The organism is Pseudofrankia saprophytica, from assembly GCF_000235425.2.
GTDB lineage: Bacteria > Actinomycetota > Actinomycetes > Frankiales > Frankiaceae > Pseudofrankia > Pseudofrankia saprophytica.
On record NZ_KI912266.1, the window covers coordinates 3698341 to 3713448 of the forward strand.

The following is a 15108-nucleotide window of genomic DNA, read 5'->3' on the forward strand; positions in this document are numbered from 1 at the left end:
CCCGAAGCGCCGGTCGGTCGTCGCGGTTCGGATTGGGGGCTGGCTGACGTACCGTCGGCCCGTGTGGGGGACAGCTGCCCAGGAGACACCGCCGGCCGGGCTCGGCGGGGACCGGACGTGCCCGGCTGGTGGGCGTGTTCATGAGCGCTGACGGCGCTGACCTGTGGCGGGGTGGCGACGCGAGGCTGCCTGGGGACGGCGGTCCGCCGCTGGTCGGGTACACGCTGCGGTACCTGCGGGACCCGGCGCCGCACTGGCGGGCACGCTATGACCGGTACGGGCCGGTGTCGTGGGAGCGGACGTTCGGGCTGCGGGTGGTGACCATGCTCGGCGCGGACGCCGCGGGCGTGGCCCTGCGCAACCAGGAGCGGGCCTTCGCCAACGGCCCCGGCCAGGAGCTGCTCGCCGGGCCGTTCTTCCGCCGCGGGCTGACGATGCTCGACTTCGACGAGCACCGCCACCATCGCCGGATCATCGCCGCCGCCTTCGCCCCCGACCGGCTGCGCGACTACCTGGCGGGTATGAACCCGTCCATCGCGCGAGGCCTGGCCGGCTGGCGGCCGGACGAGCGGTTCAGGGTCTATCCGGCGATGAAGCAGCTGACCCTCGAGCTCGCGACCGAGATCTTCATGGGGGAGCGGCTCGGCCCGGAGGCCGACCGGTTCAACGCGGACCTGTTCGACTGCCTCCGGGCGGCGGCCTCGGTGGTCCGGGTACCGGTCCCGGGGCTGCGCTGGTCCCGTGGCCTGGCCGCGCGCCGGCGGCTGGAGGAGTTCCTACGGCCACAGGTGTCGGCGAGGCGGGCCGGCGACGGCCCGGACATGTTCAGCCGCCTGTGCCGGGCTCGGGACGAGGACGGCAACTCGCTGACCGACGACGACGTCGTCAGCCACATGATCCTCATGATGGCGGCGGCGCACGACACGTCGACGGGCACGATGACCAGCATGATCTACTTTCTGGCCCGGCATCCGGAGTGGCAGGAGCGCTGCCGCGACGAGTCACGCGCCCTCGGCACGGACGCGGTGGACCACGCCGACCTGGCCCGGCTGCCGGCGCTGGACATGGTGATGAGGGAGTCGCTGCGCCTGATCACCCCGGTGCCGCTCCTCGTGCGTCGGACGGTCCGCGACGTCGACGTGCTGGGTGTGCCGATACCGGCTGACACCCTCGTCGCCGTCGTGCTGGCCTTCAGCCACCGGATGCGCGAATACTGGCCGGATCCGGAGCGCTTCGACCCGGAGCGCTTCGCCGAGCACCGCCGCGAGGACAAGGCGCACCCCCACGCGTGGCAGCCCTTCGGGGGCGGCGCGCACACCTGCATCGGCCTGCACTTCGCGGGCCAGCAGGTCAAGGCGATCCTGCACCAACTGCTGCTGCGCTACCGGTGGAGCCTGCCGGCGGGCTACCGGCTCTCCCTCGACCGGTTCCCGCTCCCGGTCCCGCGTGACGGTCTGCCCGTCCAGCTCGAAGCGATCACCTGACCTGAGCGGCCACACCGGCCGTCCTGAGCGTGGTTCTCAGCAGTCTGAACTTCATTGACTTCATTGAGGGGATGGCAGGATCTCGACGTATCCGTCGGTTCCGTGCACGCGGATCCGCTGCCCGTCGGGGATCAGCCGGGTGGCGTCCACCACGCCGACGACGGCGGGCAGTCCGTACTCCCGTGCGATCACCGCGCCGTGAGTCATCAGTCCTCCGACCTCCGTCACCAAGCCCGCGATGGCGACGAAGAGGGGCGTCCAACTGGGGTCCGTGTGAGCCGTGACGAGGATGTCACCCGGTTCGAGGTCGGCCCGTGCCATGTCCAGGATGACGCGGGCCCGCCCTTCGACGGTCCCGGCGGAGACCGGTAGGCCGAGCAGCGCGCCGGCCGGCATGCCGTCGCGCCGGTAGGCCCCGGTGATGGCCTCCCCATCCGACGTGAGCACCCGGGGCGGCGTGAGCGCCTGATACGACCTGAACGCGTCCTTGCGTCGGCCGATGAGCTGGGCATCCACGCGGTTCGTGCGCACGACGTCGTGGAGCTCCTGGAACGTGAGGTAGAAGATGTCCTCCCGCTCGCGAAGTACGTGGGCCTGGGCGAGGCGCTCGGCTTCTGCCAACAGGGCGTGCTTGTACACGAAGTAGCGACTGACCATGCCGTACTTCGGATACTCCCGGTACCCGATGAAGGTCCGGACCCGATCGATCATCCGCTTCGTCTCTTCGGCCTTGCGCTCCCCGTCCGGCAGGGCCCGCAAGCGCTCCAGCAGCTCCTGCTCCTTCTTCCAGGCCTCCTGCCGCCCTTGCTCGAAGCGCCGCTCGCCGGCTCCCGGCTCGAAGTTCCTGATGTTGCCGAGAATCATGGGCACGAGCGTGGAGGGGCGTTCGCTCCAACGCGGCCGCGTGATGTCGATCTCGCCGACGCAGCGCATGCCGTACTTGTCGAGCCAGGCCTCGATGGCGTCCCGCGCCGCCCGCCCGCCCGCGAGCTTGGGCAGCTCATCCAGGAAACCCTCGTCCTCGACGCGCCGCAGGAACGCCACCACGCCCGGATGCGGGCGGATCGCGTCAGCGACGTCGAGCAGTGCCAGCCCCATCTCCGACGTGATGTTGTGGGGCACGGACTGCGTGAGCGTGTCCGCCGCGTTCTTCTCGCCCAGCCACGCCTCCAGCCGCTCATTGAGCCACCACGTGGCATCCATCGCCGACATGAACACCTGATGGCTCCGCGGATCGAACAAGATCCGCCTCAGCTCCTGGATGTCCGCCCGGATGAAGTCGAGCAGCGCCTCTCCCGACTTCGTCCGGATGTCACTTTCCAAGGCGGCGAGGGATGCCTCGCTGCGCCCGATCAGCTCGGTGACGATGGCCGGATCGGTCTCGATCGGGGCTGACGCGCCGCCCGACAGCGGGCCGGGGGGACCCTCGTCTGGCAGCGGCCGGATGAAGCCGTCGCGCTCGAGGATCGTCTGCAGCGCGTCCGCGGTCAGCGGATCGGATTTCCCCATGAGCTCCAGGAGGCCGGCGCGGCTCGTCGGCGAGGCCACCCTCTGGGTGACGTCGACGAACAGGCGGCCGCCGGCCTCGGCCATGGGGGCGGGGGTCGTCATCTGCCAAAAGGAGAGCCCCAGGGGCTTCATGGGGTCGGTCATCATCTGCTGATGGCCGACGGAGAGGTAGACGTGGTTCTCCCGGTCGCCGGACTCGGGGATGGGGAACAGCGTGGTGATCGGCCGGCTCTGGACGATCTGGAAACCGTCGTCGGCCAGGCACCACTCGATGTCCTGAGGGCGGCCGAGGTGCGCTTCGATCCGCCGGCCGAGCTGGACGAGCCGCACGACCTGCGCATCCGTCAGCGCCGGCTGTTCCCGCCGTTCCGGGGCGATCGCCTGTTCCTGCGTCCCGCCCGCCGGCGAGACGTGGATGGCGAGCTGCTTGGCGCCGACCGCCTTCGCGACGACCTCACCGTCGCGCACCGTGAAGACGTCCGGGTTCACCAGGCCGGAGACCAGGGCCTCGCCGAGGCCGAAGCTGGCCTCCACAGAGGCGACCTTCCGGTTGGACGTGATGGGGTCGGCTGTGAACAGGATGCCGGCCGCATGCGGGAAGACCATCCGCTGCACGACCACGGCCATGTGGACGGTGCGGTGGTCGATGCCGTTGCGCTGGCGGTAGGTCACGGCCCGCTCGGTGAACAGCGAGGCCCAGCAACGGCTGACGTGCTGGAGGATCGCCGCCGGCCCCACGACGTTCAGGTACGTGTCCTGCTGGCCGGCGAACGACGCCGTCGGCAGGTCCTCGGCCGTCGCGCTGGATCGGACGGCGTAGGCGGCCTGCTCGCCGAGCTGGGCGAGCGAGCCGGTGATCGCCGCCGTGAGATCGCCCGGGATGGCGATCCCTTCGAGCGTCCGGCGGATCTCCGCGCTGCGCGCGCGGATCGTCTCCCGGTCGTCCGGGTCCAGGCGCGACAGCTGATCGAGCCGATCGTCGATCGACGGCGCCTCCGCCGCGATCCGCCGGAAGGCGTCCGTCGTCACGCAGAAGCCAGCCGGCACGCGGATGCCTTCGATCCGCGACAGCGCCCCCAGGTGCGCGCCCTTGCCGCCGACGACCGCGACCTGCGTCTCGTCAACCTCTTGAAGATCCAACACGTACTGCTCGCTCATCGCCATACCTCCGGGGCAGCCGTGCTTCGTTGTCCGCTGCTGGTCAGGCCGACGATTCTGCGGCGCGACCCGGGTCTTGCGGCAAGCCCCCCAGGCCGCTGTACGTTGAAGATGGCAAGGAGTGGGATCTCCTTGCCTCGGGCGGGTCTTGCCTCGACGGGTCCTGTCTCAGACAGGGAGTCGGCGAGCCACGGCCGGCACCACGATGGCGGCGGCGACCAGGTGGGTCGTCATGAGCAGCAGCTTCGTGACCCAGGTGGCGTCCGCCAGCAGATCCGGCACCAGAGACAGCGCGGTGAGCACCACGGTGGTGCGGATGAAGATGCCGCGCGGGTGCCGCGTCACGCGCGACAGCACCACGGCGAGAACCAGCCCGACCAGCGAGAGCACCGCGGTCAGCATGGCGAACCCGAGCACCGGGATCGCCTCGCCGCTCATGTCGAGGCTGATCCCCGCCGCATGGCCGGCGGCGGCGACCGTCGTGGTGGCGGCGCTCGCGACGACAGCGGCGGCGACACCGGTCCAGACGAGCGGGCCGGTCTTCGTGGTGACAGTGGCGGTGGGGGTGACGGCCATCGTGGCCTCCGTAGCGGTGGCGACCGGCCCGGTGCCGGTCTCTCACCAGAGCTACGAACGCGACCGGGCCCGATCGACAGGTCCGGCGAAAGTCTTCTGAGAATCCTCCGCCTGGTGCCGTCGGGAAACGGATCCGACTTCATCGCTCCAGGACCGGCCGAAGCTGTGTCGCCACGTGGTGGCCGAATGGCCGAACGCCGGCCGGGAATGCCGGTGAACGGTTCCTGGCGCCAGGCCCGCGCCGGCCGGTACGAGGCGACCATCTCGCGCCGTCGATGGTGGACGGGAGGCATTCCTCGGGGGATGGAAACGTGTTACCGTGTCAGCGCTCAGCCGGTTGGAGCGCTGGGCGCGCGACGTGTTGCACTATCGAAAACGGTCGCGGCTGGCTTCTGCGGGAAGGGCCGGTTGCGTGTACGCCCTGGGCGCCACCCTCGCCCTCGGCCAGCTCATCCTGATAGCTGGCTATCTCGAGCCGTCGTTGGGGTTGGCGATACTCCTCTTTCTCGCCGCGGCCGTCGCGGATCTCATCGTCCTGGGCCTTGTCTACGCGGCGTTTCGCCCGCTGGGCCTGGCGCGGGACTCCGAGACATCCGCCCCGCCGCGGCTGTTTGATTATGTCGCCGCTTCCTTCGGCGCCGGCGCCATGGCCATGTTCGGCCTGTCCATGGTTGCCCTGGGCTCCTGGCTGTACATCGGCCTGCACGGCTGGGGGCTGCATCCGGTGCTCAGCGTCGCGATCACCTTGCCGCTGATGCTCGTCGGGCTGTTCGTGGTTTTGATCTTGTCGATGCTGCTCCTGGGACTGGCCATCAAAGATCCTAAGAAATGAATCTCGGATCGCGCCCGCGGCCTGCCTGAGTATCTCCGCGCTGGCCACACCTCGGGTTGATCATGGTCGGCGCAGGTTGTGGCGTGGCGGCGGGCGACGGCGCGTTCGACGGCGGAGGGGAGAGCGGACGGCGCGGCACGCCCGGCATGCCGCGCCGGCCGGACCGAGGTCGCCGGCCCGCCCGGGCGGGAAGCGCAGTCTCGTCGTCCTGGCGGGCCCGAGCGTCCCGTGGTCCTGACCGGGACGGATCAGGCTGTGCTCTGATCTCCTCGCAGCAACGACTCCAGATGTGCGCCGGCCTCGCGGACAGCCACGTCCGGGGCGGCTCCGGCGTCGCGGGCAACGATATAGGCGGCGTACCAGTCCGACCAGTGGTGCGCGGGAGCGACTGCCTCATAGGCGCCGTGATGCTCCTCCGCCTCGCGGAGCAGTCCGGCCAGTGCCGTGACGTTCATCGGCCTTAGCGTCCGGGAAGCCGGGTCGTGATTTCCTGAACGACCCAGCCGTTGCCATCCGGGTCGCTGAAGGAGACGAACGACGAGTAACTGCGACGCTCCGGATCCGGCCCGGGCACCCGCCCCTGCGTTCCCGCATGGTGGAACACGCCGCCCGCGTCGTGAAAGACCTCGCTCACGTCGACGCCAAGCCCGGCGAGTTCGGCCCTGGCCGCCTCGACGTCGTTGACGACCAGGTGCAGGCCCTGCGCGGAACCCGGCGTGGCGGTCGTCAGGCCGGTACCGAAGATGACCGAGGACGGCGACCCGGGTGGCGTCACCTGGACGACGCGGAACGGCTCGTCCGTGGCGAAGTCGGCGTCCAACCGCCACCCCAGCGACACATAGAATTCCTTGGCCTTGTCGACGTCGGAGACAGGGATGACGACGACCTCGAGCTTCATGTCCATGTCGGCTACCTCGTTCACACGGAGGTGGTGCGATTGGCGTGCTCATCTTCGCGTGGCCCGCGTCTCTCAGGGCTCAGTTGGCCCAAGTCGGGCGATGGCCTGACGAGGTGGGTGGAGAAGGGGCCGGCGGTTGTTCTCGCCGCGGCGGGCCTGTTCAGGTGGGCGCGGTCCGCCGGCCCGGTTGATGATCGCCGTCCGTGCCCTCCCATGGTTGTCCGCCGGGCCGGATCGCGACCACGGGAGGGCGCGGATGGCGATCAAGCTCGTGGGGTCGCTGAAGTGAACCGACGATCAGCATCCGCTCGGCGGCGTCGGCGACTGACTGTCCGTCGGCGGCGGGACGGCCGTGGCGAGGGTGGCGGTCGCGTCGGCGCATGCGGCGACGACCTCATCGAAGCAGGCGACGAGTGACGGTCGGTCCTCGGTCAGGTAGAGGTGGGTGGCAGTCGTGAACCAGCTCATCGCCATCAGAGCCACCGCGTGGATCTCGAGTGAGGACCAGCGGGTGCCGGCACGACCGAGGAGGATCTCGGTGGCCGTCCTGATGAACCCGCCGATTCCCAGCGGAAGTGGCTCGATCGTGGGTCGTGGCTCGGTCGTCAGCACGGCGCGAATCTGGGTCAGCAGGCCTCGGTCGTAGCCCTGGTCGCACAGTTCCCGCAGGACCGCGTGCAGGCTTCCCAGCGGCGCCTCGGTGGCTGGCCGCTCGGCGAGACGAGCGAGGGCGACCTCTCGCCGGACGACGAGGTGGTCCACCAGGATCGCTTCCTTGGTCGCGAAATGGTGGAAGACGGTGCGGCGGCCGACATCGGCGGCGGCGGCGATCTGGTCGATCGTCGTGTCGGTGTAGCCCTGGGTCTGGAACAACTTCAGGGCCGCGGCGGCGATGCGCGCCCGTTTCGCCGTCGGGTCTCGCTCGCGGGTCGGTGCAGCTGACACGCGGCGACATGTTACCGACCAGGCATGGTCTCGTCGCTCGACGTCGTGACGCTCGCAGGTCCGTGCCACCTGTCGGCGCAGCGGCCCGGGTCACCGACGTGAGCGAGCTTGTGCCGGCGCCGAGCGGCCTAGCTCGTGGGGAAAAGCTTGGCTGCGTTTGTTGCCGCGGCCGCCCTGATGGAGTCCGCGTCCTGGGCCAGGAGGTATCCGGCGCTGACGGCCTCGTCGACGGCGTGGTTGTAGGCGGTGAGATAGGCCTGGCCGTCCGGGTACAGCGAGTGCAGGCGGTCGGGTGAGAAGTTGGACATCGACCCGAACAGGGATTCCATCGCGGATGCGCCCGGTACGACGCCGCTGTAGGTCGCGACGGGTACCTCCAGCTCGGGCATCCGGATGCCGCCGAGTGCGTTGCCGTACTCGTCTCGCTCGATGCGCGGTGGGTTCTCGCCGAGGGAGATGCGAGGCAGGACAGGCGGTGGGGTGTTCCCAGATGCCCATTCCGTCAGGCCGACGCGGGCCGTGGATATGACTGGCAGCCAGTCGAGGGAGTTCGGAGCCGACGTCGCGCCGACCGCTCCTGACGTCGATCCGAGGTCGCCCGAGGGCAGTTTGAGGCCGTCGCGCACGAAGAGCGTGACCACGTCCCCGATGCTGTCGGCGCCGGCGCCGGCGTGGGCCGCGCCAGCGATCTCCCAGTACCGGAAGGTGGCCGAGTCCGGTTGGCGCACGGGGTAGATCGATTCGGCCTCGGTCTCGGTGCTCACGAGAATGACGGGAATGTCGAGGTCGTCCCGGATGCGCACGGGCGGCCGGGTGAGAAGCGTGTCCGCGTCGTCGGTGTCCGAGCCTGTGTCGACCCTGGCCGCACGGCCGAAGTTGGCGATCAGGAGCGCACCGTCGAGCGCATTGCTCAGTGGCTGCACGCCGTCAAGATAGGAGGTCAGGCGTATGGCGGACTGGGACGCACCGGTGGCGAACACGTGCTTGACGTCGAATCCGGCCATCGGGTCGACCGGCAGCTTTCCGCGGTCATGCCCGACGAGGAGCGCGGCCTTCGTGAAGATGCCGTAGGAGAAGTCGTCCCCGGGATGGGCGAGCGATCCGTACCGCTTTGGGTCCCACCTTCTAAGCCCGTTCCCCTCGGCGCCAGGAACGCCGTCGAGGCCGATCTTCTGCGCCGACACGTACACGGTGGCGTCGCCTTCGCGCACACTCGCGCGGGTGAAGTCGCCAATCTCGAATCCGGCCGTCACGTTGAGCCAAGACAGCCAGACGGTCCCGCTGAACTTCTTGGGATCGCTCGGACGCAGGACGAGCATCCGGGACCTGAACGGCGCCGTGCCAGACGGTTGCAATGCCCACCGGCCGTCCGTGCCGAGCTGCGTGCCAGGCGCCGGGGCGTAGGAGACGGCGTCGCCGCCGAAGAAGTACTCCCGCGCGGAATATCCGTAGCCGTCGAGGTCGAACACCGGCAGCGAGAAGGGGTTCGGGCGCTCGCCGTTGGCTGTCGGCCCGGTCACGGTCACCCCGGCCAGCTCGGCCGCGTTGCCGGTCGGTGTCGTTGTGCCGGCGGCCGCGCCGCCATCGCCACCGTCGCCGCGCGCGGTACGGCCAGGTAAGGCCGCTCCGGCGGCGAGCAGGAACACGGCTAGTCGACCCGGCCTGATTCGGCTCATGCGGACTCCCGAGGTGTTCGGCCGGCGAGCGCCACCAAGGAGATGTGAACGACCCGTCGCGAGAGATGCGACACTAGTGCCATAGTGGAAGGGTGGTCAAGACCGCGCCACGCTGTCGACGCGCGATGGACCGTGGCGCGCCTGGCGGCGTGGATGTCAGGCGGGAGTTCTTCCGCTCAGCGGAATCGTGGTGTTCGCGAGTGCCGCTGTGGGTCCTACGCTGCGCTCCACGCGCGGCGCCGGCGCTCGGGATCGAGTGCCTGGGTCGGACAGTCAGGCCGCTCACCGATCCGCTCGACCGCCCTGATGCGGGAGGTCCGCGAACGGTGCCTCAGGCCAGCGGCGTACAGCGAGAGGATCCATGAAATGATCACCGAGACCGCGTCGGGCGCTGTCCGTGGCGCTGAGAACGATGGCGTCGTTTCCTTCAAGGGCATTCCCTACGGCGATGACACCGGTGGAGACGCCCGGTTCCTCCCGCCCCGCCCGGCACCCGCGTGGTCCGGCGTGCGGGACTGTCTGACCTACGGGCCGTCCTGCCCACAGCCGTCCAGCGAGGAGGTCACCGGAGCCAGCCGACCGATCGACATGGAACGGATGACCGGGATCTGGAACTACGAGCGTCAGTTGGGCGAGGACTGCCTGGTCCTCAACGTATGGGCGCCGACCGGGGCTGTAGGCGCGCCCGGCGCGGGTGCGCGGCGCCCAGTCCTGGTCTGGCTGCACGGCGGCGCCTTCACCATCGGTTCGGCGTCCTGGCCGCTCTACGATTTCACGAATCTCGCTCGCAACAACGACGTGGTCATGGTCGGAGTCAACCACCGGATCGGTGCGCTGGGTTTTCTCGACCTGTCCCACCTGGGCGACGAGTTCGCCGACTCGGCCAATGCCGGCATGCTTGACATCGTCGCGGCGCTCGAGTGGGTCCGCGACAACATCGCCGCGTTCGGTGGTGATCCGAGCAATGTAACCATTTTCGGCGAGTCCGGGGGCGGCGCGAAGGTGAGCGTGCTGCTCGCCATGTCGGCGGCTCGGGGCCTGTTCCACCGTGCCTTCGCCATGAGCGGCGCCTTCCTCGACTGCATGCCCCCAGCGGAGTCACGGGAGCTGACGGACCTTACGCTGCAGCTCACGGGGCTCGCTGACGTGACCGATGACGCCGCTGTCGATGCCCTGCGCAAGCTTGACGTAATGACCCTCGTGAACTCACAACTGTCCCACCCCTTGGGCCTGCGGGCGATCACCGAGATGCGTGGGCGGTTCAGCCCGGCCCGATGCCCAAGTCTTCCGCGCGATCCCGTGGACGCGATCGCCGACGGCTCCGCCGCTGACGTGCGCGTCGCACTCGGCTGCACGACGCACGAACTGGAACCGTTTTTGGGGACACCTGAGGTATGGAGCGCCGATGACACGTTCCTGATGGGGCGGCTGCGGGGCTTCCTGGGCGACGACACCGACCATGTGCTCACCGCCTACCGCAGTGCCCAACCCGATGACAGTCTTGTCTCGCTCTACCTGCTGATCGCTTCCGACCACGCTTTCCGGATCCCAACGGTGCGGATCGCCGAGGCGCTCCTCGCCGGTGGCGGCCTGCCCCCGTATGTCTATCTCTACGCGTTCGGAAGGCGTAGTCCCGACGGTGTCGTGCGCGCCGGGCACGGCAGTGACATGTGGTACTTCTTCGACAACGTCAGCGTGGGGCCCGCTTTTGACGGTCCGCACGCCGCTCCGCTCGTCCAGGCCATGGCGGGCTCGCTGGTCGCCCTTGCGCGCCAAGGCGACCCCAACCACCAGGGCCTGGCGACCTGGCCCCCCTACGACACCACCAACCGGCCGACCATGATTTTCGATGTCGAGTCCCGCGTCGAGCCCGACCCGATGGGAGCGGAACGGCGGGCCTGGCAGGACATCGTCACCGTCGGCCTCGGGTGACCGACGTCCGGTCGGAGGTTGGCGCGTCGCGGTTCTGATGCCGACGCAGCCGGTGGATGACCAAAGCGCAGTCGACTCATGGAAGGCACCTCGCAATGGATTCGCGGCAAGCTCGGCCCCTTTCGCGGCCGATCCTACGATCAGGGAGAAAAGTGAAACACATCTGGAGAAACACCTGCCCGGCCGGCTTACGCTCGACCGCCGCCGCGATGATGGCCGCCGCCCTGTGCGTCGTCGCGGCCTGCGGCGGCGGCTCCGACGACAAGGGTGGCTCCGCCGCCCCGTCGGCGAGCGGCTCCGCCAGCCAGGCGGACGTCCTCGGTCCGATCTCCAAGGCGACCGGTGCACCGGTCAAGATCGGCCTGATCTCAGAAGGGGCGAACCCCGTCGCGGACGCCAGCGACGAGGCCCGCATCGCGCAGGCCACCGTCAAATGGCTGAACGAGCACAGGGCCGGGATCGGCGGCCGGCCGGTCGAGCTGACGGTCTGCGAGACCCTCGGCGACCTGTCCAAGGCCTCCGACTGTGGCAACCAGATGATCGATGACGGGGTCGCCGCGGTCATCATCGGCACGTCCGGCGTCGTCGAGAGCGCCTGGAAACCACTGAACGACGCCAAGGTCCCGGTCATGGTCTACGGCTCGAGCGACCCCGGCCTGCTGTCCAGCCCGACGACCTTCTCCCTGGGTGACCCGACCTTCTCGGTCATCGATCTGCCGATCCAGGTCGCCAAGGACAAGGGCAACAAGAAGGTCAGCGCCATCGTCATCGACGTCCCGGCCGCCCTGCACTCTGCCCAGGAGGTCGCGCCGCCGCTGTTCGAGAAGGCCGGCATCGGCTATGTGCTCGTCCGCGTAGCGCCGGGTACGGCCGACATGACGCCGCAGATGCAGCAGATCGCCGACAACGGCTCGGACGAGGTCTTCATCATCGGCAACGACGCCTTCTGCATCAGCGCGATGAACGGCCTCAAGGCCGTCGGCTTCACCGGCACCATCAGCGCCATCTCCCAGTGCATCACCGACGCCACCCGCAAGGCGGTGCCCGGCGGCACGCTGAAGGGCATGGTCGTCAGCGCCACCGCGCCGATCGGCCCGGACAGCCCGTCGATGCGCCTGTTCCTGGCTGTGGCCAACACCTATGGCAAGGACATCGACACCAGCAACCAGGGGAGCCTGACGATGTTCACGCTCCTCGCCGGCCTCCAGACGGCGACGCAGGGCATCACAGGCGACATCACGTCGGCGACAATCACCTCGACCATCAAGGCGATGAAGGAGACCGAGCTGCCCGGCGCCGGCGGCCTCAAGTTCCGCTGCAACGGCAAGGCCATCCCCGACCAGCAGGCCGTCTGCGTCCGCGGTGGCCTGGCGTCGACCCTGGACGACAAGGGCCAGCCCGCCGACTACAAGGTCCTCGGTAACACGCCGATCCCGGACTGAGCGTCACCTCGGCACCGTGCCAGTACCCGGCCGCGGACACGTCCCGCGGCCTCGTTGCCAGGCCATCCGTGGAGCGACAGCCAAACGGGGTTCTGGCACGGTGTCGATCGCCACGGGCGAACGGAAGACAGCGAGCGCGATCACCACCAGCGACGGCCCGCATCAGCCCTGCCCCCGTCGTCGCCCCCAGGTAAACCGCTTGCCATGCCCGGAGGGTTCCGGGAAGGTGATCGCATGATGCTCTGACCGACAGCGCTATTTCTCCGTGGTGCCAGTCCGCACCGCGGGTGTCGGTCATGTTCCCCTCCTGGTGAAAGAGCATCCTTCTTGTCTCAGCGACATTCCAGCCAGGTGACCTCGCAGCGATCCGGCCCGCCCGCGACGGTCAGGGATTCGGCGTCGGTCACCGTGTTCGCCTCGCCCGCGAGCTGGATCGAGTCGGACGCCGTCGCGCAGTGCCACCAGGTGGCCGCCCTCGAAGGCATGATCCATGTTGCCGGGATGCCGGACCTGCATCCCGGGAAGGGTGCCCCGATCGGTGCCGCGATGGCGTCGAGCGTGCTGTACCCGACGCTGGTGGGATCCGACATCGGCTGCGGTATCGCCGTGTTCCCCATCAGGCTTGGCCGCGCCGCGCCGGAGAAGCTCGCGAGGCGCTTCCCGGACCTCGACCGCGCGCTCGATCCCGAGCGGGATGTCGACGACCCCGCCTGGGACGCCGCCCGGGGCGACATTCCCGCCGGCCATGGCGACGGCCTCGGGACGGTCGGTCGAGGTAACCACTTCGTCGAGCTGGCGCGGATCGCCACCGTCGACGAGCTGGAGCACGCGGGCCGCCTCGGGCTTGCCGTCGGGGACCTGGTGCTCGTCGTCCACAGCGGCTCCCGCGGGCTGGGTGAACGGATCCTGCGGGCGCACACCGAGGTTCACGGCGCCGGCCCCGCTCCCGACCCCGCCGCCTACCTGGCGGCCCACGACGACGCCGTGCGCTGGGGGTCGCTCAACCGCCGACTGATCGCCGCCCGGGTCGCCCACGCGCTGGGCACCGAACCCACCGAAGCCGTCGTCGACCAGTGCCACAACCTGGTCGAGATCCGCGACGGGGTCTACCTGCATCGCAAGGGCGCCGCGCCCGGGGATGGCCGCGACGTGCTCGTCGCCGGCACCCGCGGCACCGCCTCCTACCTGGTGGCCGCCCACGCCGGGGCGGCGGCCAACCATTCCGTGGCACACGGCGCGGGCCGCAAGATGTCGCGCGCCGACGCGCTGCGCCGGGGCCGGGCCAAGCACACCGTCGAGCAGCTGCGCCGCACCCCGGTGGGGTCGCTGGTGATCTGCGGCGACCGTCAGCTCCTTTTCGAGGAGGCCCCGACGGCCTACAAGCGCATCGAGCAGGTGATCGCCGACCTCGTCGGCCACGGCCTGGCCACCCCCATAGCCACCACGATCCCCCTCGTCACCTACAAGACGCCCGACCTCCCGGACCGCCAGAACCACCGCCGCGAGCGTGGCCGGCGGTGACGTCGTCGCGTCGATCGCTGATCGCGGATCGCGGATCGATCGTGGCCACTGGGCAGTGATCAGCCGCCATCTGGCCTGTGCCTGATCAGGCGATGTTCTCGCTGGTCAGAGGCCTCGGTCGGGTCTGGTGGCCCTTCGGTCGGCTCCGGGGCGGCGCCTGGTCCGGCCCGGCTGTTTCTGGCTGGCCGAGACTGCCCCGGCCGAGGTGTGGAGGGGAGCCGGCCGATCGCGAGTTCGATCAGTTCCGCGGCCAGCGGGGTCGGCGCGTGACCGGACCAGACCGCGTGCAGCGGTCGGACCAGCTCCAGGTCGGCCACCCGCAACCGGACCAGCTCGCCGGTGGCCAGGCCGGCCGCCGCGGCCCGGGCGCTCACGACGCCCACGCCGCCGCCCGCCCGGACGGTGGCCAGGATCGTCGCCGTCGAGCCCAGGCTGGTCACGTGCTGGATGGGCGGAGTGCGACCGAGCGCGCCGGCGAGAGCGCGTAGGAACGTCTCGCGCGTGCCGGAGCCGGGTTCGCGCAGCAGGAGCGGCACCTCGGTGAGATCCTTGGCGCGCAGATCCCGTTCGGCCCGGGCGGCCAGGGGATAGCGGGCGGCCACGACCAGCGCCAGGCCGTCCGTGCCGACCACTCGGCGGCCGAGGTCGGCCGGGACGTCGGGCGACTCGACGAAGCCGAGGTCGGCCCGGCCGGAGCGGATCGCCGCGCAGACGTCCTCGCTGTTGGCGACGCTGGCCGAGATCTCCAGATCCGCGTGGCCGCGCCGCAGGACCAGCAGCCAACGGGGCAGCAGGTACTCGGCCACGGTCAGGCTGGCCGTGATGCGTAGGCGGGCCCGCTGGTCGGCCCGTAGTGAGAGCACGCCGTCGGCCAGCGTCTGGGCCGCGTCGACGACCGGGTGGATCCAGGCGACGACGGCCTCGCCGGTCGGGGTCAGCGTGCTGCCGCGCCGGGTCCGGACCAGAAGTGGCACCCCGAGACGCCGTTCCAGCCGGGCCAGCCGTTCGCTCGCGCTGGGTTGGCTGATGCCGTGCGCCTGGGCGGCGCGGCCGACGCTGCCGGTCTCGGCGACGGACAGGAGCAGGTCGAGCGTCGCCAGGTCGGTGGCCCAGCTCGGGAGGGACATCGCCGGAC

12 protein-coding genes are annotated in these 15108 nt (G+C 69.9%); 5 read left to right on the plus strand and 7 right to left on the minus strand.

The genetic code is table 11. The features are described 5' to 3' along the window. Window positions 1–140: 140 nt before the first annotated feature. Window positions 141–1484 carry a cytochrome P450 gene (locus FRCN3DRAFT_RS0215410; RefSeq protein WP_007512469.1) on the plus strand — a complete coding sequence of 448 codons (1344 nt, stop codon included), beginning with the start codon at window positions 141–143 and terminating at the stop codon, window positions 1482–1484. A 60-nt stretch (window positions 1485–1544) separates the two neighbouring features. Here FRCN3DRAFT_RS0215410 and rph read toward each other — a convergent pair whose 3' ends face one another. Then, window positions 1545–4151: a rifamycin-inactivating phosphotransferase gene (gene rph / locus FRCN3DRAFT_RS0215415; RefSeq protein ID WP_007512467.1), complete on the minus strand. Its 2607-nt coding sequence runs from the start codon at window positions 4149–4151 to the stop codon at window positions 1545–1547. 168 nt (window positions 4152–4319) lie between these two features. Next, on the minus strand, window positions 4320–4727 hold the full coding sequence (locus FRCN3DRAFT_RS0215420; protein WP_007512466.1) for a DUF6069 family protein: 408 nt from the start codon (window positions 4725–4727) through the stop codon (window positions 4320–4322). Window positions 4728–5046: 319 nt separating this feature from the next. On the opposite strand from FRCN3DRAFT_RS0215420, the gene FRCN3DRAFT_RS0215425 reads away from it, so the two are divergent. Then, a complete protein-coding gene (locus FRCN3DRAFT_RS0215425) occupies window positions 5047–5559 on the plus strand; it encodes a hypothetical protein (RefSeq protein ID WP_131803632.1) in 513 nt (170 codons plus the stop codon). Between the two features lie 248 nt (window positions 5560–5807). Here the strand turns inward: FRCN3DRAFT_RS0215425 and FRCN3DRAFT_RS0215430 are convergent, their stop codons facing one another. The 4 genes from FRCN3DRAFT_RS0215430 to FRCN3DRAFT_RS0215445 all read right to left on the minus strand — a co-directional run bounded on the left by FRCN3DRAFT_RS0215430 (window position 5808) and on the right by FRCN3DRAFT_RS0215445 (window position 9078). After that, window positions 5808–6014, minus strand: a complete 207-nt coding sequence (locus tag FRCN3DRAFT_RS0215430) for a hypothetical protein (RefSeq protein ID WP_007512462.1) — start codon at window positions 6012–6014, stop codon at window positions 5808–5810. Window positions 6015–6019: 5 nt separating this feature from the next. After that, the gene (locus FRCN3DRAFT_RS0215435; RefSeq protein ID WP_232794051.1) at window positions 6020–6481 is read right to left on the minus strand and encodes a VOC family protein; all 462 of its coding nucleotides are present in this window, start codon (window positions 6479–6481) and stop codon (window positions 6020–6022) included. Window positions 6482–6754: 273 nt separating this feature from the next. Continuing rightward, window positions 6755–7402 carry a TetR/AcrR family transcriptional regulator gene (locus FRCN3DRAFT_RS49500; RefSeq protein WP_007512459.1) on the minus strand — a complete coding sequence of 216 codons (648 nt, stop codon included), beginning with the start codon at window positions 7400–7402 and terminating at the stop codon, window positions 6755–6757. A gap of 128 nt (window positions 7403–7530) precedes the next feature. After that, the gene (locus FRCN3DRAFT_RS0215445) at window positions 7531–9078 is read right to left on the minus strand and encodes an alpha/beta hydrolase domain-containing protein (protein ID WP_007512456.1); all 1548 of its coding nucleotides are present in this window, start codon (window positions 9076–9078) and stop codon (window positions 7531–7533) included. Between the two features lie 366 nt (window positions 9079–9444). Here FRCN3DRAFT_RS0215445 and FRCN3DRAFT_RS0215450 point away from each other — a divergent pair, with 366 nt between their 5' ends. The 3 genes from FRCN3DRAFT_RS0215450 to FRCN3DRAFT_RS0215460 all read left to right on the plus strand — a co-directional run bounded on the left by FRCN3DRAFT_RS0215450 (window position 9445) and on the right by FRCN3DRAFT_RS0215460 (window position 13973). Continuing rightward, a complete protein-coding gene (locus FRCN3DRAFT_RS0215450) occupies window positions 9445–11010 on the plus strand; it encodes a carboxylesterase/lipase family protein (RefSeq protein ID WP_007512454.1) in 1566 nt (521 codons plus the stop codon). 209 nt (window positions 11011–11219) lie between these two features. Beyond that, window positions 11220–12452 carry an ABC transporter substrate-binding protein gene (locus tag FRCN3DRAFT_RS0215455; protein WP_035928026.1) on the plus strand — a complete coding sequence of 411 codons (1233 nt, stop codon included), beginning with the start codon at window positions 11220–11222 and terminating at the stop codon, window positions 12450–12452. Window positions 12453–12803: 351 nt separating this feature from the next. Continuing rightward, window positions 12804–13973 carry an RNA ligase RtcB family protein gene (locus FRCN3DRAFT_RS0215460; RefSeq protein WP_007512451.1) on the plus strand — a complete coding sequence of 390 codons (1170 nt, stop codon included), beginning with the start codon at window positions 12804–12806 and terminating at the stop codon, window positions 13971–13973. Window positions 13974–14032: 59 nt separating this feature from the next. Here FRCN3DRAFT_RS0215460 and FRCN3DRAFT_RS0215465 read toward each other — a convergent pair whose 3' ends face one another. Continuing rightward, a complete protein-coding gene (locus tag FRCN3DRAFT_RS0215465) occupies window positions 14033–15100 on the minus strand; it encodes a LysR family transcriptional regulator (protein ID WP_007512449.1) in 1068 nt (355 codons plus the stop codon). Window positions 15101–15108 lie beyond the last annotated feature (8 nt).

Bases quoted from the DNA above. Each gene is read 5' to 3' on its own strand.
- FRCN3DRAFT_RS0215465 (WP_007512449.1), bottom strand. From the start codon at position 15,100: ATGTCCCTCCCGAGCTGGGCCACCGACCTGGCGACGCTCGACCTGCTC.
- FRCN3DRAFT_RS0215430 (WP_007512462.1), bottom strand. From the start codon at position 6,014: ATGAACGTCACGGCACTGGCCGGACTGCTCCGCGAGGCGGAGGAGCAT.
- FRCN3DRAFT_RS0215420 (WP_007512466.1), bottom strand. From the start codon at position 4,727: ATGGCCGTCACCCCCACCGCCACTGTCACCACGAAGACCGGCCCGCTC.
- rph (WP_007512467.1), bottom strand. From the start codon at position 4,151: ATGAGCGAGCAGTACGTGTTGGATCTTCAAGAGGTTGACGAGACGCAG.
- FRCN3DRAFT_RS0215455 (WP_035928026.1), top strand. From the start codon at position 11,220: ATGATGGCCGCCGCCCTGTGCGTCGTCGCGGCCTGCGGCGGCGGCTCC.
- FRCN3DRAFT_RS0215410 (WP_007512469.1), top strand. From the start codon at position 141: ATGAGCGCTGACGGCGCTGACCTGTGGCGGGGTGGCGACGCGAGGCTG.
- FRCN3DRAFT_RS0215445 (WP_007512456.1), bottom strand. From the start codon at position 9,078: ATGAGCCGAATCAGGCCGGGTCGACTAGCCGTGTTCCTGCTCGCCGCC.
- FRCN3DRAFT_RS0215450 (WP_007512454.1), top strand. From the start codon at position 9,445: ATGATCACCGAGACCGCGTCGGGCGCTGTCCGTGGCGCTGAGAACGAT.